The sequence below is a fragment of the Acrocarpospora phusangensis genome (assembly GCF_016862995.1).
Classification (GTDB): Bacteria; Actinomycetota; Actinomycetes; order Streptosporangiales; family Streptosporangiaceae; genus Acrocarpospora; species Acrocarpospora phusangensis.
The window spans coordinates 59,050-84,668 of the sequence record NZ_BOOA01000002.1; the positions used below are offsets into that span (position 1 = coordinate 59,050).

The 25,619-nt window shown below is 71.2% G+C and carries 16 protein-coding genes; 7 read left to right on the forward strand and 9 right to left on the reverse strand.

The genetic code is table 11. The features are described 5' to 3' along the window. Window positions 1-1,158: 1,158 nt before the first annotated feature. The 3 genes from Aph01nite_RS01410 (at window position 1,159) to Aph01nite_RS01420 (ending at window position 6,026) form a co-directional block, all read left to right on the forward strand. Entirely contained in the window at window positions 1,159-4,365 is a 3,207-nt protein-coding gene (locus tag Aph01nite_RS01410; protein ID WP_204038846.1) for a hypothetical protein, read from the forward strand. A gap of 94 nt (window positions 4,366-4,459) precedes the next feature. Beyond that, complete coding sequence (locus Aph01nite_RS01415; RefSeq protein ID WP_204038847.1) at window positions 4,460-5,083, forward strand: hypothetical protein; 624 nt, start codon at window positions 4,460-4,462, stop codon at window positions 5,081-5,083. Window positions 5,084-5,099: 16 nt separating this feature from the next. Next, window positions 5,100-6,026, forward strand: a complete 927-nt coding sequence (locus Aph01nite_RS01420; RefSeq protein WP_204038848.1) for a hypothetical protein — start codon at window positions 5,100-5,102, stop codon at window positions 6,024-6,026. A gap of 7 nt (window positions 6,027-6,033) precedes the next feature. On the opposite strand, the gene Aph01nite_RS01425 is transcribed toward Aph01nite_RS01420, so the two are convergent. The 5 genes from Aph01nite_RS01425 to Aph01nite_RS01445 form a co-directional block, all read right to left on the reverse strand. Continuing rightward, window positions 6,034-6,528 carry a methylated-DNA--[protein]-cysteine S-methyltransferase gene (locus Aph01nite_RS01425; RefSeq protein WP_204038849.1) on the reverse strand — a complete coding sequence of 165 codons (495 nt, stop codon included), beginning with the start codon at window positions 6,526-6,528 and terminating at the stop codon, window positions 6,034-6,036. Window positions 6,529-6,538: 10 nt separating this feature from the next. Next, on the reverse strand, window positions 6,539-8,164 hold the full coding sequence (locus Aph01nite_RS41030) for a DNA-3-methyladenine glycosylase 2 family protein (protein WP_239161310.1): 1,626 nt from the start codon (window positions 8,162-8,164) through the stop codon (window positions 6,539-6,541). A 71-nt stretch (window positions 8,165-8,235) separates the two neighbouring features. Then, a complete protein-coding gene (locus Aph01nite_RS01435; RefSeq protein ID WP_204038850.1) occupies window positions 8,236-9,183 on the reverse strand; it encodes an NYN domain-containing protein in 948 nt (315 codons plus the stop codon). Window positions 9,184-9,294: 111 nt separating this feature from the next. Further along, window positions 9,295-9,519, reverse strand: coding sequence for an acyl-CoA carboxylase epsilon subunit (locus Aph01nite_RS01440; RefSeq protein WP_204038851.1), 225 nt, complete (start codon window positions 9,517-9,519; stop codon window positions 9,295-9,297). Continuing rightward, window positions 9,516-11,111: an acyl-CoA carboxylase subunit beta gene (locus tag Aph01nite_RS01445; RefSeq protein WP_204038852.1), complete on the reverse strand. Its 1,596-nt coding sequence runs from the start codon at window positions 11,109-11,111 to the stop codon at window positions 9,516-9,518. Before Aph01nite_RS01445 ends, Aph01nite_RS01440 begins: the two co-directional genes overlap by 4 nt. 80 nt (window positions 11,112-11,191) lie before the next feature. Here Aph01nite_RS01445 and Aph01nite_RS01450 point away from each other — a divergent pair, with 80 nt between their 5' ends. From Aph01nite_RS01450 to Aph01nite_RS01465, 4 genes are all read left to right on the forward strand, one after another. Next, the gene (locus tag Aph01nite_RS01450) at window positions 11,192-12,538 is read left to right on the forward strand and encodes an APC family permease (protein ID WP_204038853.1); all 1,347 of its coding nucleotides are present in this window, start codon (window positions 11,192-11,194) and stop codon (window positions 12,536-12,538) included. Between the two features lie 82 nt (window positions 12,539-12,620). Beyond that, entirely contained in the window at window positions 12,621-13,382 is a 762-nt protein-coding gene (locus Aph01nite_RS01455) for an ABC transporter ATP-binding protein (protein WP_204038854.1), read from the forward strand. Continuing rightward, window positions 13,379-14,929, forward strand: coding sequence for a hypothetical protein (locus tag Aph01nite_RS01460; protein ID WP_204038855.1), 1,551 nt, complete (start codon window positions 13,379-13,381; stop codon window positions 14,927-14,929). Before Aph01nite_RS01455 ends, Aph01nite_RS01460 begins: the two co-directional genes overlap by 4 nt. Before the next feature lie 76 nt (window positions 14,930-15,005). Further along, a complete protein-coding gene (locus Aph01nite_RS01465; RefSeq protein ID WP_204038856.1) occupies window positions 15,006-17,645 on the forward strand; it encodes a phosphoenolpyruvate carboxylase in 2,640 nt (879 codons plus the stop codon). Between the two features lie 54 nt (window positions 17,646-17,699). Here Aph01nite_RS01465 and Aph01nite_RS01470 read toward each other — a convergent pair whose 3' ends face one another. The 4 genes from Aph01nite_RS01470 to fdhF are packed head-to-tail and all read right to left on the reverse strand — an operon-like array spanning window position 17,700 to window position 25,539. Next, window positions 17,700-19,619: a molybdopterin biosynthesis protein gene (locus tag Aph01nite_RS01470; RefSeq protein ID WP_204038857.1), complete on the reverse strand. Its 1,920-nt coding sequence runs from the start codon at window positions 19,617-19,619 to the stop codon at window positions 17,700-17,702. Then, on the reverse strand, window positions 19,616-20,836 hold the full coding sequence (locus tag Aph01nite_RS01475) for a molybdenum cofactor synthesis domain-containing protein (RefSeq protein ID WP_204038858.1): 1,221 nt from the start codon (window positions 20,834-20,836) through the stop codon (window positions 19,616-19,618). Before Aph01nite_RS01475 ends, Aph01nite_RS01470 begins: the two co-directional genes overlap by 4 nt. Next, complete coding sequence (locus Aph01nite_RS01480; protein ID WP_204038859.1) at window positions 20,833-22,578, reverse strand: NAD(P)H-dependent oxidoreductase subunit E; 1,746 nt, start codon at window positions 22,576-22,578, stop codon at window positions 20,833-20,835. Before Aph01nite_RS01480 ends, Aph01nite_RS01475 begins: the two co-directional genes overlap by 4 nt. Next, window positions 22,579-25,539, reverse strand: coding sequence for a formate dehydrogenase subunit alpha (gene fdhF, locus Aph01nite_RS01485; protein ID WP_204038860.1), 2,961 nt, complete (start codon window positions 25,537-25,539; stop codon window positions 22,579-22,581). Between the last annotated feature and the right edge of the window lie 80 nt (window positions 25,540-25,619).

Here is a 25,619-nt window from a genome sequence, read left to right on the forward strand (position 1 = left end):
AACGGGGAGGATTCGCCGATAAGGCGGTACGCGCGTGGTTCCCAGGTCGATCGGGCGGTCAGGGGGTACGCGGAGGACCGTGGAAGCTCCCCACGTCCTTGGCCTGGCGCAGGGGCGGACGGAAGTCGCCAGAGCCACGATTCGGTGCGGGACCGCGGAGATCTAGGTCCTGCTGGGGACCGGCCGACCTCGGCCTTCGCCGGCGATCAGAGGGTCCCGGACTCGCGTCAGAATCAGCCCTTCCCGCGCCCCACAGGGATACCCCAGGCCGGTGGTTCAGCCCGGGGACGACAGGGCGCCGGATCTCCCGGCTGGCCACGGCGGGACGAACCTACGTGGGACGCATCGAGCGACGAAGCTCTCCAAAGGGCGCGAGGCGGTCGTTCTCTCGGGGGACGACTCCCCGAAGAATCGGCTGTGCGTCAGCAGGAACGGGGAGACCTCGCGGGGGACCGGACCTCGGGCTTCCCTGCGGAAACCGGAAAGCGCGCAGGTCAAGGAGCTGGAGAGCGAAGCCGGGAGTTCCCTTCGGGACCCGGGGTCGAAGAGCGGAACCGGAGATTCTCTTCGGATTTCGAGGCTGGAGAGCCGGACAGGGGATTCGCTTCGGGTTCTGCTGCTGAGAAGCGGGACAGGGGATTCCTGTCCGGTTCTGGGCCAGAGGAGCGGGACCGCGGGTTCCGCTCGGACTCTGAAGCCAGGGAGCGCGACCGCGGGTTCCGTTCAGGTTCTGGAGCCGCAGAGCGGGATCGCGAGTTCGGTTCGGGCTCTGGGGTCAGGGAGCGCGACCGCGAGTTCGGTTCAGGCTCCGGAGTTACGGGGCGGGATCGCGAGTTCGGTTCGGGTTCTGGGGTCAGGGAGCGCGACCGCGAGTTCGGTTCGGGCTCTGGAGCCGGAGAGCGGGATCGCGGGTTCGCGTCGGGGTCTGGAGCTCGGGAGCGGGGTGCAGGGTCCTCTGCGGGGCGGGGGCAGCGGGGGCGTGGTGGGGGGCGGCGGGAGAGGGAGTTGGGGTTGCCTGGGGGGCGGCCCAGTCGGGAGGAGATTCAGGAACGGCGGCGGGGGGCGCAGCGGCTCGCTGTGCAGGGAGAGGTTGGGCGGAGAGCGGTGCGTGGGCGGGGGGAGCCGGGGCGGATTCCGCGTCGGCGGACGGTTGGCGATGTGTTCGCCGGCCTTGCGGCGTTGGTGGCGTTGGCGGCGCTCGTGGGTGGAGTGCCGTTCGGGCTGATTCGGCTGGCCGGGCCGCCGGTGCCGGAAGGGCTCTTCGATCTGGATGTGTTCACCAGCCAGGTCGGCCCTGAGACGATCATCGCGGTGCTGGTGCTGCTGGTCTGGCTGGCCTGGCTGCAACTGGTCATCTGCGTGATCGTCGAGGTCTATGCGGCGATCCGCCGGATCGGGATGCCGGCCAGAGTGCCGCTCGCTGGAGGCACCCAGGCGCTGGCCAATCGCTTGGTGGGCGCGGTCCTGGTCCTGTTCACCGCGACGGCTGTGGCGGTTCCGTTCGCGAGGGTCGCCACCGCGCCACCGATCCAATCCCACCTGACCGCGCAAACGACACCCGTCCTGGCCCCGGCCGCCGAAGACCGTCCCGCCTTGCAACCCCGAGAGGTCAAGAAGGTGTACGTGGTGCAGCCACCCCACGGACGCCACCACGAAAGCCTCTGGGAGATAGCCGAGAAATGCCTCGGCGACGGCCGCAGATACCCGGAGATCTACCAGCTCAACCAGCACAAGGAACAACCGGACGGCAGCCGCCTCCACATGGCCGACCTGATCCGCCCCGGCTGGGTCCTCGACATGCCCGACGACGCCAGGAACGTCCACATCGTCTCCGCCGACGACAACCGCCGGGACATCCTCAGCGACCACCCGGGCCCACCCACCGACCTCGACGCAACCCGCCCGGCTCTCCCAGACGCCAACGACCTCCGCGACAACCCCAGAATCAGCAACCCGGACGCGGGCAGGTGGGAGTCCCGGCCGGACGCCTCAGAGAGCAGACCGGACTCGGGTAGGTCGGAGTCCCGGCCGGATGTGTCGGAGAGCAGGCCCGACGCGGGTAAGCCGGATGCCGGTAAGTCCGGGTCCGACGGCGATGGACGCGGGCAGCCCGGCGGGGTGGATTCGCGTACCCCCGGCGGTGCTGAGCAGGACATCACTCGTCCCGACACCGGTGAGGTAGGAACCGGTCAAGCCGGAAACGAAAGCGCGGACAGGGACGATTCGCCGACCAGGCCGCGGATCACGCTGCCCGATTCCGCCTGGCCCGATCAGAAGGGCGACCCGAAGGCGCAGTCCGGCGACTCCAAATCCGGAGCGTCCGCGGAGTCTTCGACCGGCGACTCCAGGTCCTCGGGCGACGTGGCCGCAGAATCCGGGAAGAGCCTGGCTGAATCGAAATCTTCTGGCGATCGCTTCGACGAAGGGGCAGAGCGGGATAACTCTCCGACCCGGCCAGCGGGCGTCGATGGCGGGGCCGTACAAGATGTGCCGGCTGTGGATGCGGTCGCTGAGCCTGAGGAGGCTGCGGCGGGGCTGGATCTGGTCGATTATCTGGCCGGTGCGTCCCTGCTGTCGGCTGGGTTGCTCGCGTTGCTGGGGCGTAGGCGCCGGGAACAGTTGTGGCGGCGCGCTTTTGGGTATCGCGTGGTGCGTCCGCGTGGTGACGCGGCCAGTGCTGAAGTCGCGATCCGGATCGGCTCCGATGCGCCCGGCAGCAGGATGCTGGACTCCGGTTTGCGGTTGCTCGGGCGTTTGCTGGCCGACGCCGATCGACGCCCGCCGGCGATCTACGGCGTGCATCTGTCCAGCCGCAGCATGGACCTGTGGATCCACCCCCCGGACCGCAACGCCCCCGAACCCTGGGAGGTCGCCGACGACGGCCAGGTCTGGCGGCTGGCGGCGCACGAGGGACGCCGCATCGACGAGAACACGATGAGCGACGTCCCCGCGCCGTACCCGGGCTTGGTGTCGCTCGGGACGGGAGGCGGTGGGCGTGTGCTCATCGACCTGGAGGCCGCGCACGGGGTGATCTCCATGACGGGTCCCAACACGCTGGCGGCCCTGTCCGCGCTCGCCGTGGAGCTGGCCACCAACCGTTGGTCGGACCAGATGCGCATCACCCTTGTCGGGTTCGGTGAGGAACTCTCCCTGATCGCCCCCGATCGTGTACGCGTGGCCGCCAGCCTCGCCGAAGTCCTTCCCGAACTCGAGGAACAAGCCCAGGACCAGCCCGGCGACGTGCTCACCGGGCGCATCCACGGGCGGGCCCACGACCCGGCCTGGCCGCCGCACTACCTGCTGTCGGCCATCCAGCCCACTGCCGAGGAGGCGCGCAGGCTGGCCCTGCTCAGTAAGGGGACAAGGACGGCCTCCGGGTTCGTCGTCGCGGGAGCCGTACCGCACGCGACCTGGACGTGGGAGATCACCGAGGACGGGCGGGCGCTGGTGGAGACGCTCGGGTTCGACGTGGACGCGCAGTTGCTGCCGCGGCGGCACTACCAGGCGGTCGTGGATCTGTTCCGGACGGCTGGGCGGACCGAGGGGGAGCCCCGGTCCGAGTCGTGGCAGGACCCGCGGGAGCCGTACCGAGCGGATATGCCGCCCGCGATCGAGGTGCGCATTCTCGGTCCGATCGAGATCAGTCCGGTGAACATGCTGGAGGAGGGTCGCGCGTCGCTCGCGCAGGAGTTGGTGGTCTACCTGGCCACCCATCCGGGCGGCGTGCATCCAGTGGTGCTCGGCGGCGTGCTGTGGCCGCGCGGGGTGCAGCCGATGGTCAGGGACGCCACGATCGCCCGGGTCGCGCAGTGGCTGGGCAAGGACTCCCGGGGACGTTCCTACCTCTACACCGACGAGTCGGGGCGGCTGCGGCTCAGCCCGGAGGTGCGCACCGACTGGGACCTGTTCCGCGATCTCGTACGCCGCGGGGACGCCGCCTCCCTGGAACGCGCCCTCGGCCTGGTCCGCGGGCCCCTGCTCAACGCCCGCCCGGGAAACCGGTACGCCTGGCTGGCCGCCGACTCGCTGGAGTACGACGTGACCGCCGCCGTGGCCGACGCCGCGCACCGGGTGTGCGAGACCCGGCTGGACCGCCGCGAACCGGACATGGCGGTGGCCGCCGCCAGGGCGGGGCTGCTGCTGGCCCCCGACGACGAGGCGCTCTGGCGTGACCTGCTCCGCGCCGCGCACGCCACCGGCGACCACGCCCGGCTGCGTGCCGTTGTCGACGCCCTGCACCGGAGGGCGGCGTCGCACCCGTACGGCGGCGGCATGGCCCCCCAGACGGAGGCGCTGATCGACGAGCTGTTCCCGGCCTGGCGCCGGACCACCGCACCGGATCTGCGCGCTCCGCGACTGGCCTGAGGAGGACCCCGAAATGCGCCATGCCGAAACCCGCATAACGGTGGATCCACCCCGGTCCGCGTCATTACCGTCCGATCGACGCACGGGAGGACGAGTGACCATCGCGAGAGCGGCGCTGCTGGTCCTGGTGCTTTCCGCGTGCGGCGCGCCCGCCGGGCGGGAGTTCGTGCCGGGCGGCGGAGCGGCCACCGCGAAGGCCGCTCCCGCCGCGTCGTCCGCGCCCGCGCCCGGCGTGGAGACGGTCACGGCCGCGCCGGGCCTGAAGGTCACGATCGAATGGCCGTCCGAACGGAACGTCATGGTCAAGGCGTTCACCGACAGCTTCGTCGGCCAGTGGCGCGCGGTCGGCACGGACGGCGAGGACGAGTCCTACCTGGAGGGCGTCGAGGAGCCCGCCAACCGGGACGCCTACCGCTGGGTCAGGAGCTTCCTGGCCGAGAAGCAGTCCGCGCAGGGCACGGCCAAGCTGTACGCGCTCCGGGTCGCCTCGGTGACCGGGCGGGGTGCGGAGATCAACGCGTGCGTCGACACCTCCGGCATCAGGGTCACCGATGCCGCGGGTGACCCGGTGGCCGACCAGCCGCCGTGGACGGCGCCGCCGCAATCCACGTACCTGCAGGTCGCCGCCGTGCGGAGAGGGGACGACGGCACCTGGCGGGTCAAGCTGTTCCGGCACGCGAGCTACCCCCACGAACGCGCGAAGGAGTGCCTGCGTTGATTTCCGAGGAGGTCCGATGAGACTGCTGCTCGCCCTGGCGCTCGCGCTCGCCCCGGCCGCCGCCCCCAACCCGGGCGGGCCGTACGGCCAGGGTTTCCAGGCCGGCCGCACCGTCGGTGTGCAACTGGAGAACTCCACCATCGTCATCACCGGGACCGGCCTGGGCGCGAAACCCGACGGCTACCGGATCAAACGGCCGTGCTGGTACGAGCCCGGCCGCAGCGCCGAGGACATGCTGAAGACCCAGGAGGACCTGCGGGCGTTCTGGTTCCACACCAACCCGAACAGCACCGAGGAGGAGTTCCAGGAGTTCCTCAAGCAGTTCAAGGACAAGATCGGGCAGCCGGGCCGCTGGTGGGCGCCCGCCTACAACGCGGCCGACCCGGGCGGCATGTCCTGCTGGAGCGCTCTGGAGGGCGCGATCTGGGTGGATCAGGGCAACACGCCGCCCGCCGGGATCACGATGACCGAGCTCCTGGACATCGCCAGGGCCGCGCTGACCGTTCCTGAGCCGCAGATCCAGCTCAATCCGGACGCCAAGAGCTACGTGAACCTGCCCACCTTCGTCTGGCTCAACGGCCAGGGCCAGACGACCCGCTCGGTCACGGCGACCCTGCCGGGCCTGCTGAGCGCCACGGTGACCGCCACCCTGGACGACATCAAGATCGACGCCGGGACGACCAGCGACCGGGCCGAGGTCAAGGAGAACTGCGGCCCGGCCGGGAGGCCGTACGCCAAGGGTGCGGCTTTCACGTGTGGTGTCCGGTATCTGCGGGCTTCCGCGGATCAGCCGCGCAAGGTCTACACCCTGACCGTCACCACCGTCTGGCCGGTGACGAGCAACGCCGACCAGTCCGTGGTTCCGTTCGTGTTCGACCCCGTGGAGGGTACGGTCACCCGCGACGTCCAGGTGGGCGAGGTCCAGAGCACGGTCAAGGGCTGACCGGGGCTCAGTTGGCCCGCTCGTGGTGGAGCAGCCACTCCTTCACGGGCGGGCCGTAGTAGTAGCCGCCGTACCCGCCCGCGGCCGGGAGCACCCGGTGGCAGGGGACGAAGGGCGCGATCAGGTTCTGGGCGCAGGCCGAGCCGGCCGCCCGGGCGGCGGTCGCGGGCAGCCCGGCGCTGACGGCCAGTTCGGCGTAGCGCACGGTGGTCCCGGCGGGGACCGCGCGGAGCGCCTGGTAGAGGCGCTGGCGGGTGGGCGTGCCCGGCTGCGACACGGGGATCTTGTCCAGGGCGTCCAGTCTGCCGTCCAGGTAGTCGGCGACGGCCTGGGCGGCTTCGGGGAGTTCGCCCACGCGCAGGCCCTCGGCCTGGAGGCGCGGCGAGAGGCGTACGAACATCTCGTGGGGGTCGGCGGTGAAGCCGGCCGCGACCAGGACGTCTTCGCGGGCGAGCAGGGCGAGCGGTCCGGCGGGGGTCGGGACGGTCTGGGTGACGATCATGATGATCTCCTCACGCGTTCCAGATATGGAGGGCGGCGTAGGCGCGCCAGGGGCGCCACCGCTCGATTTCGTCTTCACCGATGGCCAGTTCGGCCATTTTGCGGCGCAGGACCAGGTCGCCGCCGGGCCACGCGTCGGGGTCGCGGAGCGCGCGCAGCGCGATGTAGGCGACGGTCCAGGGCCCGATGCCGGGGATCTCCAGCAGCAACGCCGAGGTCTCAGCGGGGTCGCCGCCGTCCAGGTCGATTCGGCCGTCGGCGACGGCACGGGCGACCGCGTGCAGCGTGGCGACCCGCCGGTTGGTCAGCCCCAGGCCGGTCAGGTCCCGCTCGGCCAGCTCTTCCGCGGTCGGAAAGGCGGTCGGAAAGGCGGTCGGGAAGGCGGTCGGAAGGGCGGTCGGGAAGGCGGTCGGCCTGCCGGTCCGGATATCGGCCGCTTGGTTGGCGGCAATGTCGGTTTGGCTATCGGTTGGGATGTCGGCCGATTGATCGGTAGGGATGCCGGCCGACAAGGCGACCGGCACGCTGGCCGATCGATCGGCAGGAATGTCGACCGGCAAGGCGACCGGAGTGTCGGCCTCAACGGTGGTCGGGGAGCTTCCGGCCGCCGCGATCCGGCCCAGGAGGGTTCGTGCGCCCGCAACCGAGATCTGCTGGCCGACGATCGCGCGGACCACCAACTCGAAAGCGTCGAAAGCCCCCGGAACCCGCAGGCCCGGGCGTTTCGCCACCAGCGGCCCCAGCGACGTGGGCTCCAGCACGGCGGCGATGGCGTCGGGCGCGGCGTCCAGATCGAGCATGCGGCGGCAGCGCGCGACGATCCTGGCCAGCTGCCGGGTGTCGTCGGTGCTCACCGTCAGCCGGATGTGATCGGCGCCAGGAGCCAGGGCGATCAACCCGCCGGGAATCACCCGCTGATAGCTGGCCACCAGGTCGTCCTGAAATATCACGCTTTCGATGCCAGGAATCGCCCGGGACGCGAGGAACCGCAGCAACGCCTGCGCGTCATACGGCGCGCGATATCCAAGCCGCAAAGTCACCCCATCCACCCCACCCGCCCCCCGCAACGGCCCAACCGCCTTCCGAAGATCCCCAGGCGCGAACCCGTACGACTCCTTCATGGCCGCGTTGAACTGCCGCACGCTCCCGAACCCCGCCGCGAACGCGACCTCGGTGATCGGCAGCGCCGTCTCGGTGAGCAGCTGCTTGGCCAGCAGCAACCGCCGGGTCCTGGCCACCGCCAGCGGCCCGGTGCCCAGTTCGGCTGCGAACAGCCGGTGCAGGTGGCGCTCCGTCACGTGCAGCCGCCGCGCCAGCCCGGCCACCCCGGTCTCGTCCGCGACGCCGTCGTCGATCAGCCGCAGCCCGCGTCCGACCAGGTCGGCGCGGGCGTCCCAGCCGGGCGACCCCGGGCTCAGCTCCGGCCGGCAGCGGCGGCACGGCCGGAACCCGGCCGCCTCCGCCGAGGCCGCGTACGGATAGAACCGCACGTTCTTCCGCGCGGGCGTACGAGCCGGGCAGATCGGCCGGCAGTAGATCCCGGTCGAGGTCACCGCCGTGTAGAACCGCCCGTCGAACCGCGCGTCCCGCGCCGATATCGCCAGGTAGCACCGGTCGAAGTCCAGTTCCGTGCTCATGTGGAACACGCTATGCCCTGCTCAGCAACCCATGCTGGCGGAAATCGGACCTCAGCGTATGCCCAGGTGGGCTACTTGCTGGAGATGCCCACCCCCAGGTCGAACTCCCGGTAGACCCGCGCCCAGAAGCCGTCCCGCAGCCACACCCTGGCCTCGGGGTACGGCCGCAGCGAGTGCCCGAGCTCCTTCTCCGCCTCGATGAGCAGCTCGGTGTCGATGACGGTGGGCAGGATCGGGCCGGGCAGCAGGTCCCTGATGTTGTCGCGGCCGCGGGTGAGGATCCACTTCTGCGCCACGTGCTCGCCGACCTCCTCCACCCGGGGACGGCTCGGCCCCAGTTTGGGGCTGCTGGGCGCGCCGTGCACGGGTTTGGGCGGCGCGACCGGCTTGGCGGCGCGGGCGGCGAACACCTGCGCGGGCGACGGCGGCGGCGTGACCGGCACCGGGATGGGGGCCCGGTTGAAGTACGGCCGCAGGAAGTCGGCACTGAGGATCTCCACCGTGTCGGACTCCCACACCAGCCGCTCGGCTTGGTTCGTTCCGAACGGGGGTTCCACGCCCCACAGGTGCACCCGCACGCCGTACGCCTGGGCGGCCTCGACGGCGGGGACCATGTCCTCGTCGCCGGCGATCAGCACGGTGTCGCTGACCGCGTGGTGCCGGGCCAGGGCCTCCAGGTCGCTGCGGATCTGCGCGTCCACGCCCTTCTGCTGGCCGCGCGCGTTGAGGTTGCCGAGCCGTACCTTGACCCAGGGGAGCTGCGCGATGACGCGCTGGTCCACGGTGGGCACGCGGTCGCGGGCCGCGTCGTACCAGTAGACGCGCAGCAGTTCGCCAGGGATGCGTTCCAGCGCGTGCTTCTGCAACGACTGGATCAACTCGTCGGCCGCGACGCGGTACTCCTTGCGCTCCTTGGCCGACAGGAGAACCTCTCCAGCAGCCGCGTAGAGGTATCCGACATCGACGAGTACCGCGTATTTGGCTGCCATGCTGTGCGCTGCGAGGTCCGGGATGGCCATCTTGTCCTCCAGGCCTCGTCTCCATGTGTTTGGCTGAGGGTAATTGCCCTTTTGTAGATACTCCCAACTCTTGGGCCACTTGACACCCGGTTCGGCGGATCTAATCCCTCGCTAATCCGGCAGCGCGCTCGCCCGCCAGGCGCCCGGACCGGGCCGCCAGGCGCCGCCCGGGCCGGTGGCGCCGCGCATGCGACGGGCCGGATCCCGCCAGCTTTGCCTGGTCGGTACGGCTTCCGGTTGTGACGGCGGGGCTGCGCTGAGTGCCACCAGCAGCGCCGCGATCTCCTCTGGGGACGCGTCCCCCCGTACGATTCTCAGCTGGTTCAACTGGTTCACAGCGGGATGTTCCCATGCTTCTTGGGCGGGAGTGAAGCGCGCTTGTTGCGCAGTGCGCGCAGCGCCCGTACCACCTGGGAGCGGGTCTCGGAGGGCCGGATGACCGCGTCCACGTAGCCGCGCTCGGCGGCCAGGTAGGGGTTGGCCAGGGTGTCCTCGTAGTGGGCCACGAAGCCGGCGCGGGCCGCGTCCGGGTCCTCGGCGGCGGCCAGCTCCCGGCGGTAGAGGATGTTGACCGCGCCCTGGGCGCCCATGACGGCGATCTGCGCGGTCGGCCAGGCCAGGTTCACGTCCGCTCCGAGGTGTTTTGACCCCATAACGTCGTACGCCCCGCCGTACGCCTTTCGGGTGATGACCGTGACGAGCGGCACGGTGGCCTCGGCGTAGGCGTACAGGAGTTTGGCGCCGCGCCGGATGATGCCGTTCCATTCCTGATCGGTCCCCGGAAGGAATCCCGGTACATCAACAAATGTCAGCACAGGGATATTGAAAGCATCGCAAGTCCGGACGAATCGCGCGGCTTTTTCCGATGCGGCGATGTCCAGCGTGCCCGCGAAACTCATCGGCTGGTTCGCCACCACCCCGACCGAACGCCCCTCGACGCGCCCGAACCCGGCCAGGATGTTGGGCGCGAACGCCGCGTGCACCTCCAGGAACTCCCCGTCGTCCAGCACGTGCCCGACCACGGTGTGCATGTCGTACGGCTGGTTGGCCGAGTCGGGGATCAGCGTGTCCAGCTCCGGCACCGGGTCGAGCGCCGAGTCCGCGGGGAAGACCGGCGCCTCGTCCATGTTGTTGGACGGCAGGTAGGACAGCAGCGCCCGGGCGAACACCAGGCAGTCCTCCTCGTCGGCGGCCTCGTAGTGCGCCACGCCGGAGCGGGAGTTGTGCGTGTGCGCCCCGCCGAGCTCCTCGAAGGTCACCTCCTCGCCGGTCACCGTCTTGATCACGTCCGGCCCGGTGATGAACATGTGCGACTTTTCCTGAACCATCAGGACGAAGTCGGTCAAAGCGGGCGAGTAGACGGCGCCGCCCGCGCACGGGCCCATGATCAGCGAGATCTGCGGGATCACGCCCGAGGCGTGCACGTTCCGCTTGAAGATCTCCGCGTACAGCCCCAGGCTGACCACGCCCTCCTGGATGCGCGCCCCGCCCGAGTCGTTGATCCCCACCATCGGGCAGCCGGTCTTGAGCGCGTGGTCCATGACCTTGACGATCTTCTCCCCGAAGACCTCCCCGAGCGACCCCCCGAACACGGTGAAGTCCTGCGCGAACACGGCCACCGGCCGCCCGTCCACGGTCCCGTGCCCGGTCACCACGCCATCCCCGTACGGCCGGTCGCGGTCGAGGCCGAAACTCGTGGACCGGTGCCTGGCCAGCTCGTCGAACTCCACGAAGGAGCCCTCGTCCAGGAAGGCGGCGAGCCGCTCCCTGGCCGTCATCTTGCCCTTGGCGTGCTGTTTCTCGACGGCGCGCGCGGAGCCCGCGTGCTCCGCCTCGTGCAGCCGGCGCTCCAGTTCGGCGATCTTGCCCGCGGTGGTGTGAATGTCGATCTCCGAGGCCGGTGCCGCCTTTATTCCATCAGCCGTCATGTCGTCAGGGTAACCATTCGCTCACCGCGCCCGTCGCAGGGGCCGGAGTATTGTCGGTCACGCTGGGTAGTCTCACGGTCATGAAAGCGCAAACTTCCCTCCGCAGGGTCATCGGCCGCAAGGTGCTGCTGCTGTTCGTGGTGGGCGACATCCTGGGCGCGGGCATCTACGCCCTGGCCGGGAAGGTCGCCGGCCAGGTCGGCGGCGCGCTCTGGGTGCCGTTCCTGGTGGCCTTCGTGCTGGCCGCCCTGACCGCGACGGCCTATGCGGAACTGGTCGGCAAGTATCCGCAGGCGGCCGGCGCGGCCCTCTACGCGAACAAGGCGTTCGGGGTGCCGTTCGTGACCTTCATCGTGGCGTTCGCCGTGATGATGAGCGGCGTCACCTCGGCCGGGGCCGCCGCCCGCGCCTTCGGCGGCCAGTATCTGGCCGAGTTCGTCAGCCTGCCCGTCCTGGCCGGGGCGCTGATCTTCCTGGCCCTGGTCACCCTGGTCAACTTCGCCGGCATCTCGGAGTCGATCAAGGTCAACGTGGTGCTCACCCTGATCGAGGCGTTCGGCCTGCTGGTCATCATCGCCATCGGCGTCTACGCGCTGGTCTCGGGCGACGGCGACCCCGGCAGGGCGCTGGAGTTCCACCCGGTCAACGGCGCGTTCCTGGGCGTGCTCGGCGGCACCGCGCTGGCCTTCTACGCCCTGCTCGGCTTCGAGGACTCGGTCAACCTGGCTGAGGAGGCCAAGGACCCCCAGCGCGACTTCCCCCGAGCCCTGTTCGGTGGTCTGGCCGTGGCCGCCGCCGTCTACCTGGCGGTCGCCTTCACGGCCACCATGCTGGTCGACACCGAGACGCTCAGGACCTCGAGCGGTCCGCTGCTGGAAGTGGTCAAGGTGGCCGGGCTGAGCTTCCCGCCCAAGCTGTTCGCGCTGATCGCCTTGCTCGCCGTGGGCAACACCGCGCTCATCAACATGCTGATGGCCTCCCGCCTGGTCTACGGCATGGGCCGGGAGCGGATCGTGCCCGCCGTGTTCGCCAGCGTGCACCCGACCCGGGCCACCCCGTGGGTGGCGATCCTGTTCACCGTGGCCGTCGCGGTCGCCCTGGTCAGCACCGGCGACGTGGGCGGCCTGGCGGAGACCACCGTCCTGCTGCTGCTGTGCGTGTTCGCGCTGGTCAACGTCTCGGTCCTGGTGCTGCGCCGGGATCCGGTGGAGCACGCGCACTACCGCGCCCCGAACTGGGCGCCGGCCCTCGGCGCGGCCGTCTGCGTGCTGCTGGCCCTGCCGATCACGGGCAGGGACGGCTCGGTCTACCTGCGCGCCGGCGTCCTGCTCGCGGTCGGCGTCCTGCTCTGGTTCGTCAACCGCCTCCTGGCCGGCCGTGGGAGGAACCGCGAGGACAGCGCCGTCGAGGCAGAGATCGGGCGGTGACGGCACCCGATTTGCAACTTAAGCCCGATTATGTTCGTTGATGTAGAGACGGGGGCGCCGTCACACAGAGAGAGTTGAGCGCATGGAAGAGGCGGTCCGCACACGGGGGCTGGTCAAACGGTTCGGCCAGCAGGTCGCGGTGGCCGGGGTCGATCTGATCGTGCCGAAGGGCAGTTTCGCCGGTCTGGTCGGCCCGAACGGCGCGGGCAAGACGACCACGCTGTCCATGGTCACCGGCCTGCTCCGGCCCGACTACGGCACCATCGCCATCGACGGCTTCGACGTGTGGGCCGACCCGCTCAACGTGAAGTCCCGGATCGGCGTGCTGCCCGAGGGCCTGCGCCTGTTCGAACGCCTCTCCGGCCGGGAGCTGCTGCTCTACAACGGCCAGCTGCGCGGCATTCCCCGTGCCCAGGTCCAGCAGCGGGCCGAGGAACTGCTCCGGGTCATGGACCTGACCGAGGCCCAGGACAAACTGGTCGTCGACTACTCCACCGGCATGCGCAAGAAGATCGGCCTGGCCGCCGCCCTGCTGCACAACCCGGAGGTGCTCTTCCTGGACGAGCCCTTCGAGGGGGTGGACCCGGTGAGCGCGAACACCCTGGTCGAGGTGCTCCAGCGCTACACCGGCTCCGGCTCCACGGTGATCTTCTCCAGCCACGTCATGGACCTGGTCGAACGCCTCTGCGACTGGGTCTCGGTGATGAGCCGCGGCTTCATCGTGGCCCAGGGCCCGGTCGCCGAGGTCCGGCAGGGCCGTACGCTCAATGAGGCGTTTCTGGACCTGGTCGGGGCGCGGGGGCACGGCGACGGCGAGGGACTGTCCTGGCTGGGGTCCCGATGACCGGCACGTTCGTCCGGCTCAAGCTGCGCCTGATCGCGGGCAGTCTGCGCGGGGATCTGGTCAGGCAGCTGGGCTTCGGCTTCTCCGTGTTCGCCGCCGTGGTCTGCGCCCTGCTCGGCTTCCTGCTCTTCAGCCTGGTCAGCCTCACCCCCGACGAGATGGCCCTGCGGATCGGCGCGACGGTCTTCACGGTGGCCGTGCTCGGCTGGGTCGTCGTGCCGCTGCTCGCGTTCGGCCTGGACGAGACGCTCGACCCCTCCCGGCTGGCCCTGTTCCCGCTGACCACCCGGCAGCTGGCGCTGGGCATGTTCGCCGCCTCCGCCACCGGCGCCTGGCCGATCGCCTCGCTGGTCGCGCTCTTCGGCGCCCTGGTCGGCCTGTCCCGGGGCATCGGGGGCGTGCTGCTCGGCCTGGTCGCGGTGCCGCTGGTGTTCGCGCTCTGCCTGGTCGCCTCCCGGCTGGTCACCACCGCGCTGTCCGGCGCGCTGCGCAGCCGCCGCGGCCGGGACATGCTCGCGGTCGCCGTGGTGTTCGTGGTGCTCCTCACCCAGCTGCCCAACCTGCTGGTCAACCGCGGCCTGCCCAGCGCCTCGATGGAGATGTTCACCTCGGCCGCCGACACGCTGCGCTGGACCCCGCCCGGCCTGGCCGCGCACGCGATCGCCGACGGCGGCCTGGCCGGCCTGCTCGACCTGCTGATCCTGGCCGCCGTCGTGGTGCTGCTGGGCTGGCTCTGGATCATCGCCCTGCGGGCGGCACTGGTCCGCCCCGACTCCTCCAACCAGGGCGGCTCGGTCCGCCGCTCCCGCCGCAAGGGCCTGCTCCCGGACGGAAAACTCGGCGCGGTCATCGCCAAGGAGCTCAAGTACGCGCGCCGCGAGCCGCGCGGCCGGGTGGCCTGGTTCACCGCCGTCGCGGTCAGCGGCGTCATGCTGTTCTCCTTCACCGGCCAGGGCTGGGGCGGCTTCGGCCTCGCGATCGGCCCCGCCATGATCGCCGCGATCATGATCGGCGTGCAGTCCGCCAACACCTTCGGCATCGACGGGCGCTCCCTGTGGATGAACGCGGTCGCCTTCGGCACCGACCGCGACCTGCGTACTGACTTCGCGGGGCGGCAGCTGGCCAACTTCCTCATCTCCGGGCCGCTGCTCGCCGTCGTGGCGACCGCCGGCTCGGTGCTGGCAGGGAACGCGCTCTGGGCGGTGCCGGCCACTCTGCTGGCCTGGGGCATGCTCGGGGTCGCCATGGGCACCGGCTCGCTGATGAGCGTGCTCTCGCCGTACACGTATCCGGAGCGGATGAACGCGTTCAGCGGGGCCGCGCCGGGGCAGGGCGGGCAGGCGTTCGTCGCCGGTCTCGGCGCGATGGCCGGCGCCGGCCTGCTGGTGCTGCCGGTGCTGATCCCCACCGTGTTCTTCGCCCAGTGGGTGAGCGGCATCGCCGTGGTGTACGGCGCGGCGATGGCCTGGGGCGGCAGGCGGATCGCGTCCAGGATCGGCTTCCGGCGCATGCCGGAACTGCTGGAGGCGGTGTCCCGGCCCACCTGAGCAGCCCCCCAGTGGTCTAGTCCAATGGGTGAGACCGGTCTCGGGCCAGTCAGGGTCACTCGCTACTCTTCGAACCATGGCCTCGATCGAACGCCACAGCGCTGTCACTGAGATGCCCGACGAACTCCGCGCCGACGTCCGCCTCCTGGGTGAACTGCTAGGTCGAGTGATCGCCGAACAGGGCGGCCCCGATCTGCTGGCCGACGTGGAACGGCTGCGGAAAGCGGTGATCTCCGCCCGCCGCCGGGAGACCACCGTGGACGAGGTCGCCGCGCTGGTGAACACCTGGCCGGTGGACCGCGCGGTGGAGATCGCCCGCGCCTTCACCTGCTACTTCCACCTGGCGAACCTGGCCGAGGAGCACTACCGGATCAGGATCCTGCGCCGCCGCGACAGCGACGACACGCCGGTGCCGGAGTCGCTGGCCCAGGCCGTACGGGATCTCAAGGACGATCTCGGGCTGGAGGAGCTGAACCGGCTCATCCAGGGCCTGGAGTTCCGGCCGGTGCTCACCGCCCATCCCACCGAGGCCAGGCGGCGGGCCGTGGTCACCGCCATCCAGCGGGTCAGCGCCCAGCTCGACGCGTACAACACGCCGGGCAGGGGAGCGGCCGAGCGGGAGGAGGCGCACCGGCGGCTGCTGGAGGAGATCGACCTGCTCTGGCGTACCTCCCAGCTCAGGAGCACCAAGCTGGACCCGCTCGACGAGGTGCGCACCGCGATGGCCGCCTTCGACGAGACCCTGTTCCGGGCCGTCCCGCACATCTACCGCTCGCTGGACGCCGCGCTCGAACCCGGCACCGGCACCCGCGCCCCCCGCTCCCGCGCCTACATCCGGTACGGCAGCTGGATCGGCGGCGACCGGGACGGCAACCCCAACGTGACCGCCAAGGTGACCAGGGAGGCCGTGCTCATCCACGCCGAGCACGTGCTGACCGCGCTGGAGACCGCCGCCAACCGGATCGCCCGCACGCTGACGGCCGCCGCGGCCTACACCCCGCCGTCCGGCCAGCTGGCCGCCGCGCTGGCCCAGGCCGAGGGGGACTTCCCCGACCTGGTCTCGGAGATGGCCACCCGGTCGCCGCAGGAGCCGCACCGGCAGTGGCTGCTGTTCACCGCCGCCAGGATCGCCGCCACCCGCCGCCGCGACCTCGACCTGGCCTACCTGTCGCCGGCGGACCTCCTGGCCGATCTGCGGCTGGCGCAGGACTCGCTGCGCGACGCGGGCGCGGCCCGGCAGGCGTACGGGGAGATCCAGAACCTGATCTGGCAGGTGGAGACGTTCGGCTTCCACCTGGCCGAGCTGGAGGTGCGGCAGCACTCGCAGGTGCACGCGGAGGCGCTGGCCGAGCTCACCGCGGGCGGCCGGCGCTCGGAGCGCACCGAGGAGGTGCTGGCCACCATCCGGACGATCGCCTGGATCCAGGAGCGTTTCGGGGTCAAGGCCTGCTCCCGCTACGTGGTCTCCTTCACCCGCTCCGCCGACGACGTGGCCGCCGTCTACGAGCTGGCCCGGCACGCGCTGGGGGACCGGGCGCCGGTGCTGGACGTGGTGCCGCTCTTCGAGTCGGGGGAGGACCTGGACAATTCGGTGTCGGTCCTGTCCGGGATGGTGGCGTCCGAGCCGGTCCGGCGCAGGCTGGCCGCCAACGGCCGCCGGATCGAGGTCATGCTCGGCTACTCCGACTCGGCCAAGGAGCTGGGCCCGGCCGCCGCGACCATGCGCCTCTACGACGCGCAGGCCGCGCTGACCGCCTGGGCGGCCGAGAACGACGTGCGGCTCACCCTCTTCCACGGCCGCGGCGGCGCGCTCGGCCGCGGCGGCGGCCCCGCCAACCGGGCCGTGCTGGCCCAGGCCCCGGGTTCGGTGGCCGGCCGCTTCAAGGTCACCGAGCAGGGCGAGGTCATCTTCGCCCGGTACGGTCACCAGGCCATCGCCCGCCGCCACATCGAGCAGGTCACCAACGCCGTCCTGCTCGCCTCCACCTCCAGCGTGGAGTCCAGCACCGCCGAGGCCGCCGCCAAGTTCCGCGCGCTGGCCGGCCAGGTGGCCTCGGCGTCGGAGCACGCGTACCGGGCGCTTACCGAGGCGCCCGGCTTCCCCGAGTGGTTCGCGCTGGTCAGCCCGCTGGAGGAGATCGGCTCGCTGCGCCTCGGCTCGCGCCCGGCCCGCCGCGGCCTCGGCGCGCCCAAGTCGCTGGACGACCTGCGCGCCATCCCGTGGGTGTTCGCCTGGGCCCAGACCCGCGTCAACCTGCCCGGCTGGTACGGCCTGGGCAGCGGCCTGTCGGCCGTCCTGGAGGCCGGGGGCAGGGCCGAACTCCAGTCGGCGTACCAGGAGTGGCCGCTGTTCGCCTCGCTGCTGGACAACGTGGAGATGTCCCTGGCCAAGACCGACCGGGCCATCGCCTCCCGCTACCTGGCCCTGGGCGGCAGGGACGACTTCGCCAAGCAGGTCCTCGTCGAGTACGACCTGACCAGGAAGCTCGTCCTGGAGATCACCGGGCACAGCCGCCTGCTGGAGAACCGCCGGGTCCTGTCGCGGGCGGTGCAACTGCGCGATCCGTACGTGGACGCGCTCTCGCACCTGCAGTTGCGGGCGCTGTCGGCGCTGCGCTCGGAGGACGGGCTGACCGAGGAGGAGCGGGACCGGCTCTCGACGCTGCTGCTGCTCAGCGTGAACGGTGTGGCGGCCGGCCTGCAGAACACCGGCTGACGTTCGATCCCGGCGGCTCCTCGGTAGGGATCGTCATCCCTACCGGTATCCGGGTCAGCGGATGCGACGCCCGGTCTCGGTGCAGGAGTACCCGCCCAGCGCCTCCACGTCGGCGCGGAACCCGGGCCGATCCAGCAGCGCCCACAGGGGAGCCAGCAACTCGTCGGACAGCGCGCTGGTACGCAGCACCAGGTCGTACGGCTCCTGGGCCACGGGGATGAAGTCGAGCCCGAAGGCGCGGGCGGCGGCGAGAATCCCCAGGCCGGCATCCGCGCGTCCGGCGGCCACGGCCGCGGCCACCGCCAGGTGCGTGTGCTCCTCGCGGGAGTAGCCGGCCACTTCGCCCGGGTCGATGTCGAGGCCGGCCAGCTTGTGGTCCAGCAGCGCCCGCGTGCCGGCGCCGCGCTGCCGGTTCACGTAGCGCAGGTCGGGCCTGGTCAGATCCTTGAGGCCGTCCAGGCCGAGCGGGTTGCCGGGAGCGACGATCAGTCCCTGGTCCCGGTGGACCAGCCGGACCACGGCGATGTCGGAGTCCGCGCCCAGCAGCCGGTCGACGTAGGGCAGCGTGTACTCGCCGGTGGACGGGTCCAGCAGATGCGAGCCGGCCACGTGGCACAGGCCGTCGCGCAGCGCCACCAGGCCGCCCAGCGAGCCGACGTTCGACGACGCCAGCGTGATCAGTGGGTCGGCCGCGCGCAGGGCCGATGCCGCGAGGTCGAGCACCAGGTCGTGCGAGCCGATCGAGACGATGGTCCGGCCGATCTCGGACAGACCGCGCAGCAGCTCGACGCGGACCTGTTCCCCGGCGTGATGGCCCTCCACGCCCGAGGGCACGAGCAGCAGCCCGTCGGCGCGTACGAGCGAGGTGAGCACGCCGGCGCCCCGGGGCAGCGGGGTGGCGACGAGCCGGTCCCGCACCCGTCCCAGGCGCACCCGTATCCAGTCGTCCATGCCGATGGCGGACGGCAGCTTCCTGGCCAGGTGCGCCGTCGCCGACGGGCGTTCACGCGGCGCGGCGCCCTCCAGTTCGGCGAGCATCGGAGCCGCGAAGATGTCGAAGGTCAGCGCCGCCGACACGGGGTAGCCGGGAACGCCGATCACGGGCGTGGCCTCGACCGCGCCGAGGACGACGGGGTGGCCGGGGCGTACGGCGACCCCGTGGACGGCGACCACGCCGGCCCGGGCGACCACGCGGGCGGTGTAGTCGTCCCATCCGGCGCTGGAGCCGGCGATGAGCAGGACCAGGTCGGCATCGCGGGTGGCCTCCCGGAGCACCGCGGTGATGGCTTCCGGGTCGTCGGGGACGATGTCGGTGACCCGGGCTTCGCAGCCCGCCTCCCGTGCCTGCGCGGCGAGCATCATCGAATTCGTGTCGAGGATGTCGCCGGGGGCGAGCTCCGCGCCGATCGGGCGGATCTCGTCGCCGGTCGGCACGATCACCACGCGCGGCGCGCGGCGGACGCCGAGTTCGACGGCTCCCGCCGCCGCGCACGCGGCGACGTCGACCGGGCGCAGCCGGTGGCCCTCCGGGAGCAGCAGCTCGCCCGCGCTGATGTCCTCCCCGATGGAGCGGACGTGCTGGTAGGGCGGGACGGCCGCCCGGAGCTCCGCCTCCCCCGCCGCGGTGCGGTGCACGTGCTCGCGCATGACCACGGCGTCGTACCCGTCGGGCAGCGGGTCGCCGGTGTCGACGACGGCGAAGTCCCCGGCGGCGAGGAGCACCGGGCTGGTCTCGGACGCGCCTACGGTGTCGGCGGCGCGGACGGCGATGCCGTCCATGGCCGAGGAGTCGAACGCGGGTGAGGACCGCAGCGCCCAGACCGGCTCGGCCGTCACCCGGCCCACGGCGGCGCCGACCGGAACCCGGACCGTGCCGACCCGGGCGGGGCACTCCGCCGCGGCGCGTGTCTCGCGCCAGACGGAGAGGGCCTGCGCCGCGGGAACGTCGAAGACGAAGGGACTTTCTGCGCTCATCGGTACAGGATGACCTCTATCTCGGTGCCCGCGTCCAGGCCGGTGGCCGGTTCGGGCACGATCATGTATCCGTCCGCGCGGGTCAGCACCGACAGCAGCGCCGACGGGCCGAAAATCGGCTCCGCCACGCCGCCGCGGACCGCGACCTGGACCACGTCGAGCCGGCCGGCCGCCGACGCCAGGTCGCGCGACAGCCGCGCGCGCGTGCTCGGCTGCGGTGGCGGCGCCTCGCATCCGGCGATGCGCCACAGCAGCGGTGTCCCGACCTGCCCGAACACGACCAACGCGGACAGCGGGTTGCCCGGTAGCCCGATGAGCGGGATTCCGGAGCACTCGGCCAGCAGGGTGGGCTTGCCCGGCTTGATGGCGATCCCGTGGCACCAGATGTCGCCGATGGCGGCCACCGCTCCCGCCGTCTCGTCCCGCGCTCCGACCGACGAGCCCGCCGACACGACCACCAGGTCGGACTCGGTGAGGATCTCGGTCAGCCGCTCCTTGAGCGCGCCGGGCTCGTCCGGGACGATACCAGCGATCATCGGCTCGCCACCCGCGTCGGCGACCAGGCCCGCCAACGCGGAGGCGGTGGCGTCGCGTACCTGCCCGGCGGCGAGCTCCACGGTGCCGGAAGGCACCACCTCGTCCCCGGTGGAGACGATCGCCACCCGCGGGCGGCGGTGCACGGCGACCGTGGTCACCCCCGCTGCGGCGAGAAAGCCCAGGTCAGGGGCGCGCAATGGCCGGCCGGCGGGTGCCAGGAGGCCGCCCGCCACGGCGTCTTCGTCGGCGCGTACGATGCCGCCGCCCGGTGCGACGGGCCGGGTGACCTCGATCGTGCCCGGCATCGTCTCCGCGGTGTACTCCACCATGACCACCGCGTCGGCGCCGTCCGGGATCACTCCTCCGGTCGGCATCGCGACACATCCGCCTGCCCGGACCGCCACGGTGGGCGCGGCGCCCATCCGCACCGCGCCGATCAGGTCGAGGTAGGACGGAAGCCCCTCGGAGGCGCCGTAGGTGTCCATCGCCCGGACCGCGAAACCGTCCACGGTGGAACGGGCGAAGCCGGGCAGCGCGGCGGGCGCCGTGATGTCCGCGGCGGGCACCCGGCGCAGCGCCTCCGACAACGGCACCCGCTCCACCGGCGTGCGGTGCGCGGGCCGGAAACCGGCCCGGACCTCGGCCAAGGTACGGGCGGTGAAGAACTCCCTGCCGCTCAACGGTCCGGCTGCTCCTCAGAACCTTCGGGCCGGGGCTGCGGACGGGCCGCCGCGCCGCCCTTGTTCAGCCCGAGCACCGATACCACCGGCCCCAGCGCCACCTGACCGAGCCCGCAGATCGACGTCTTGCGCATGGTCTCCTCCAACTGCAGGATCCGGCTCCTCTGGGCGTCGCCGAGGGTGGAGGATCCCGAGTCGAGGGCGCCGCGCAGCAGGTCGTGCGCCTTGGTGGAGCCGACCCGGCAGGGCACGCACTTGCCGCACGACTCGTTGCGGAAGAAGCGCAGCACATTCGTCGAGGCGGCCAGCAGGTCGGTGCCCTCGGCGAGCACCACCAGCGCGCCGGAGCCGAGCATGGTCCCGGCCTCGGCGAGCGCGCCGAAGTCCAGCGCCAGGTCCAGCTTGTCGGGGCCGATGAAGTTGGAGGACGCGCCACCCGGCTGCACGGCGCCGACCTCGGCACCGCCGAGCACGCCACCGGCGATGTCGATCAGAGCGCGCACCGTGGTGCCCATCGGCACGCAGTACACGCCGGGGTTCTCCACGTGCCCGGACACGGCGAAGAACTTCCAGCCGACGGAGTCGCCCTCGCCCTGCTCGGCCCACCAGTCGGCACCGCGCCGCAGGATCACCGGCACGTCGGCGAAGGTCTCCACCGAGTTGATCAATGTGGGGCGGCCGTGCAGGCCGTAGTTGCCGGGGAAGGGCGGCTTGTTGCGCGGCTCGCCGCGGTGGCCCTCCATGCACTCCAGCAGCGCCGTCTCCTCGCCGAGGATGTAGCCGCCGGGCGAGACGAAGATGCCGAGGTCGAGGCGGCGGCCGCTGCCGCAGGCGTTCTCGCCGATCACACCCGCCTCGCGCAACGCCTCGATCTCCGCGTGCAGCACGCGCTCCTCGGGGCCGTACTCGTGCCTGATGAAGATCCAGCCCTGTTTGGCCCCGACGACCGCCATGCCGATCAGGACGCCCTCGATCACCAGGTGCGGCTGGTCGGTCAGGATCTGGCGGTCCTTGAAGGTGCCCGGCTCGGACTCGTCGGCGTTGCAGATCGCGTACTTGACGCCGCCCGGCTCGGCCGCGCGGACCAGGCCCCATTTCCGGCCCGTGGGGAATCCGGCGCCGCCCATGCCGCGCAGTCCGGAGGCCTCCAGCGTGGCCACCACGCTCTCGGCGCTCAGCTCACCGGACAGCAGCGCGCGCAGGCTCGCGTACCGGGTCGAGATGTCCGAACCGGCCGGGTACGGGTCGTTCGGCCAGGGTTCGGCGCGGCCGGTCACGGTGGCCTCGCCGAGCTCGTCATCCCGCGCGGCGGTCACGAGCGCGTCCACGTCGGTGACCGGCGCCGGGAACTCGTTGACGGCCAGCGCCGGGGCGCTGTCGCAGCGGCCCAGGCACGAGACCTCGACGAGCTCGACCTCGGTGTCATCGCCGTGGCGGGCGCGCACCTCGGCGATCCGGTCGTCCGCGGAGCGCAGCCAGCACGACAGGTCGTGGCAGATGTTGACGGCCACCTTGGCGGGCTGCGTCGTGCGGAAGTGCGGGTAGAACGAGATCAAGCCCTCGATCTCGTAGAGTGGCCGCCGCATGGTGCGGGCCAGCTCCTCCAGCTCCTCCCGAGGCAACCAGCCCAGCCGCGCCTGGATGGCGTTGAGCGCCGGGATCAGCGACGGCCCGGGGAACTTGCCGGCTCGCGCCTCCACCCCCGGCACCCGGGGACGTCCCAACTCGAAACTCAGGGTCATTTAGACACTTCCCATGTCGCTGTGGAGCTCCGTGTCGCCCACGCCCGACGCCTCGACCTGAACCGCGCAGAACTTGAACTCGGGGATCTTCCCGTAGGGGTCGATCTCGTCGATCGTCAGCAGGTTGGCCGCCGCCTCGCGGAAATGGAACGGGATGAAGCAGTTGCCGAGCTGCTCGCGGTGGGAGACACGCACCTGCAGCTCGATGGTTCCGCGCCGGGACCGTACCCGGGCCCTCTGGCCGTGCGCCAGCCCGCGGTCGGCGGCGTCCTTGGGGTGCATGTACACCTCGGCGATCGGCGCGATCGTGTCCAGCGCGTACGAGCGTCGCGTCATCGACCCGGTGTGCCAGTGTTCGAGCAGCCGGCCGGTGTTGAGCACCAGCGGGTACTCCGCGTCCGGCAGCTCCTTGGCCGGCAGCCACTGCGCCGGGACGAGATGGGCGAGGCCGTCGTCGGTGTTGAACCGCTCGTCGAACAGGACCACGGTCCCGTCGGAATGCTCGGGGTCGGCGTTGGGGTAGAGCTTCCCGGTCAGCCCCAGGTTGTCGTGACGCAGGTTCGCGTACGACGGCATGAGCCCGACCATCTCGTCGAACACCTCGCTGGGCGAGGCGTACGACCAGTCCAGACCGATCCGCCGGGCGATGTCCTGGATGATCTCCCAGTCCACGCGGGCCTGGCCCGGCGGGTCCATCACCTTGCGGCCGAGCTGCACGCGCCGGTCCGTGTTGGTGTAGCTCCCCTCCTTCTCCAGGTACGACGACGCCGGCAGGATGACGTCGGCGAACTCCGCGGTCTCGGTCAGGAAGATGTCCTGCACCACCAGGAAGTCCAGCTGCGACAGCGCCTTGCGCACCTTGTTGATGTTGGGGTCCGACAGGAACGGGTTCTCGCCGAGCATGTACATGCCGCGCACGCCGCCGGGCTTCAGCACCGACCCGATGATCTCGGTGACGGTGAGGCCACGGTCGGGGTCGAGCTCGGTGCCCCAGGCCTCCTCGAACCTCCGGCGGGTGGCGTCGCGGTCGACGCCCTGGTAGTCGGGGTAGAACATGGGGATCAGTCCGGCGTCGGAGGCGCCCTGGACGTTGTTCTGGCCGCGCAGCGGGTGCAGGCCGGTCCCGGGCCGGCCGACGTTGCCGGTGATCGAGCACATCGCGATCAGGCAGCGGGCGTTGTCGGTGCCGGTGGTGTGCTGGGAGATGCCCATGCCCCAGTAGATGACGCCGGCTTTGGCCTCGCCCCAGACCCGCGCGACCTGCCGGATCAGGTCCGCGTCGACACCGGTGATCTGCGCGCTGCGCTCCGGCGGGTAATCGCCGACCGTGCGGACCAGTTCCTCGAAGTTGGAGACCCGGGCCCTGATGAACTCCATGTCGATCAGGCCGAGCCGGATCACCTCGTGCATGATCGCGTTGTAGAACGCCACGTCGGTGCCGGGCTTGACCTGGCAGTGGTAGTCGGCGTGCTCGGACACGGTGCTGGCGCGCGGGTCCACGTAGATGATCTTTGTGCCGCGCCGGCGGGCCTGCTTGAAGAAGGAGCTGGCGACGGGGTGGTTCGCCGTCGGGTTGGACCCGGTGATGATCACGACGTCGGCGTTGGCGACATCGCCGTACGTGGTCGAGACCGCCCCGGAGCCGACGCCCTCGAACAGCGCGGCCACCGACGAGGCGTGGCAGAGCCGGGTGCAGTGGTCGACGTTGTTGGTGCCGAAGCCGGCCCGGATCAGCTTCTGGAAGAGGTACGCCTCCTCGTTGGAGCACTTCGCGGATCCGAACCCCGCGATGGCGCCGGGGCCCTGCTCCGCGTGGATCCCCTTCAGCCGCCGGGCCACGAGGTCGAGCGCCTCCTCCCAGGTGGCCTCGCGGAAGTGCGGCAGCACCTCGTCGTAGTCGACCAGGCCGCCGGGCTTGCGCCGGCCGTCCTTGCCGTTCTTGCTCAGCTTGGCGCTGCGCCCGCCGCCGCTGCGGTTGCCGCCGGCGCCGGCCCGGCCGCGGTCGTTGTCCGCGTCGCCGCGCACGTCCGCCGAGAGCGGGCCCTTGGGGTAGGACGAATCCACCCGGATCAGGGGCACCGTCAGGCGCTGCGGCGACGCCGCGTAGTCCCAGCCGTACCGGCCCTTGACGCACAGCCGGCCCTTCGAGCCGGGCTGGTCGCGGCCCTCCGCGAAGGCGATCGCGCCACGCGACCGGTCGACGTAGTACGTGAGCGCACAACCGACGCCGCAGTACGGGCAGACGCTGTCGACCGCGTCCAGCTCCTCGCGGGGCCGGATCGGGACGTCGTTGATCGCCTTGTTGGTCAGGGCGCCGGTGGGACAGGCCTGTACGCACTCCCCGCAGGTCACGCACGAGCTGGCGCCCATCGGGTCGTCGAGGTCGAAGGCGATCTTCGTCGAGTAGCCCTTGCCCGAACGGCCGATGACGTCGTTGCCCTGGATGTCGTCACACGCGCGGACACAGCGGTCACAGAGGATGCACGCGTCATGGTTGACGGCGATCACCGGGTTCGAGATGTCCATGCCCCGGCCCGAGCCACAGGGCAGGTCGGTGGTCTCCTTGGCCACGTCGAACCGGTCGGCGAGGCCGAGGAGCAGGTTGTCGCCGGTGGTGGTCTGCTTCGGATCCTCCTCGCGCGGCGGCTGGTCGGAGATCAGCAGCTCGGTCAGGGTGGCCCGGTTGCGCTCCAGCTCGGGGGTGCTGGTCCTGACCTGCATGCCGTCCTCGCAGGGACGCACGCACGCGGCGGCGAAGGCCCGCCCGCCGGTGTCCACCACGCACATGCGGCACACCCCGACGGGGTCATAGCGCTCGTCGTGGCACAACACCGGAATGTCAATGTCCAGTCGCTTCGCGGCATCGTAGATGCTGGTGCCCTCCGGCACGGTCACCGCGCGGCCATCGATCTCGACGGACACAGTCCGCAGGGCCGTCGCCGGCTCCCTGAGTATCGTCATCTCAACCTCATCAGTCGAGCACTGTGGCATACAGAATGCTGCATACAGTTAACTGTGGCATTTGTCCTATTGTCTAGTAC

Bases quoted from the DNA above. Each gene is read 5' to 3' on its own strand.
- Aph01nite_RS41030 (WP_239161310.1), bottom strand. From the start codon at position 8,164: ATGAGCACGGAACTGGACTTCGACCGGTGCTACCTGGCGATATCGGCG.
- Aph01nite_RS01470 (WP_204038857.1), bottom strand. From the start codon at position 19,619: ATGAGCGCAGAAAGTCCCTTCGTCTTCGACGTTCCCGCGGCGCAGGCC.
- Aph01nite_RS01420 (WP_204038848.1), top strand. From the start codon at position 5,100: ATGAGACTGCTGCTCGCCCTGGCGCTCGCGCTCGCCCCGGCCGCCGCC.
- Aph01nite_RS01425 (WP_204038849.1), bottom strand. From the start codon at position 6,528: ATGATCGTCACCCAGACCGTCCCGACCCCCGCCGGACCGCTCGCCCTG.
- Aph01nite_RS01460 (WP_204038855.1), top strand. From the start codon at position 13,379: ATGACCGGCACGTTCGTCCGGCTCAAGCTGCGCCTGATCGCGGGCAGT.
- Aph01nite_RS01445 (WP_204038852.1), bottom strand. From the start codon at position 11,111: ATGACGGCTGATGGAATAAAGGCGGCACCGGCCTCGGAGATCGACATT.
- Aph01nite_RS01480 (WP_204038859.1), bottom strand. From the start codon at position 22,578: ATGACCCTGAGTTTCGAGTTGGGACGTCCCCGGGTGCCGGGGGTGGAG.
- fdhF (WP_204038860.1), bottom strand. From the start codon at position 25,539: ATGACGATACTCAGGGAGCCGGCGACGGCCCTGCGGACTGTGTCCGTC.
- Aph01nite_RS01465 (WP_204038856.1), top strand. From the start codon at position 15,006: ATGGCCTCGATCGAACGCCACAGCGCTGTCACTGAGATGCCCGACGAA.
- Aph01nite_RS01435 (WP_204038850.1), bottom strand. From the start codon at position 9,183: ATGGCCATCCCGGACCTCGCAGCGCACAGCATGGCAGCCAAATACGCG.
- Aph01nite_RS01450 (WP_204038853.1), top strand. From the start codon at position 11,192: ATGAAAGCGCAAACTTCCCTCCGCAGGGTCATCGGCCGCAAGGTGCTG.
- Aph01nite_RS01455 (WP_204038854.1), top strand. From the start codon at position 12,621: ATGGAAGAGGCGGTCCGCACACGGGGGCTGGTCAAACGGTTCGGCCAG.